General features: G+C 59.5%; 1 protein-coding gene. It reads right to left on the reverse strand.

Annotation, left to right across the window (positions count from 1 at the left end):
- Positions 1-28 precede the first annotated feature (28 nt).
- Positions 29-760 (reverse strand): IS3 family transposase (locus O4H32_RS14890; protein WP_269360401.1); only part of this gene is annotated, 732 nt, incomplete at its 5' end.

Raw genomic sequence — 760 nt, forward strand, 5'->3', positions numbered from 1 at the left:
TGTATTGACCCATCAGAACCTGCACAGATCAGGCGGCTAATGCAAATGCCTCAGCCGGGGTTTTCATCTTCAGCGCCTGGTGTGGGCGTCGATTGTTGTAAAAACTGATCCAGTCGCCAATGACGCGGCTGGCGTGCTGCAGCGATTCAAATCGGTGCCGGTGGGCACATTGCTCTTTCAACGTCCGGATGACGCGTTCGGCCATGCCGTTTTGTTGCGGGCAATGCGGCGTGATGAACTCCTGGCGCAAGCCATAGCTGCGCACCAGTGCGGTGTATTTCCGGCTGGTAAAAACGAGCCCATTATCTGATCGAAGCAGGAACGGCATTGGGACGCGGCCCAGTGTGCCGAACCGAGCGATTAGCGCGTGCTCTAAGGCGGCGCTGGCCGTCGTGGCCTTGCCGCTACGGGACAGGTGCCAGCCCAGCAGTTCACGGGTATGGCAGTCGATCACCAACGCCAACGTAGACCAGCCATCACGGCCCGCCCAGATCCGGCATAAATCGGTGGACCAGCGCTCGTTGGGGGCCGTCGCAACCGAAGGCAAGGCCTCGATCCGGGGCCGGAACCCGATGGCGCGTTTCTTCACCTGCCAGCCTTTGAGCTGGAAGATACGCTGCACCGTGTTCTTGTTGAACCCCAGCAGATGCGCCACTGTCCGATAGCCAAACGATGGTGACTCTTCAATCATGGCCTTGATGGGCTCGGCATACTTGGGATCGACCTTCGGCGCCGCCTTGATCGGCTTGTAATACACCGT

The sequence above is a fragment of the Castellaniella denitrificans genome, assembly GCF_027214045.1.
In the GTDB taxonomy this organism is placed as follows: Bacteria; Pseudomonadota; Gammaproteobacteria; order Burkholderiales; family Burkholderiaceae_B; genus Castellaniella; species Castellaniella denitrificans_A.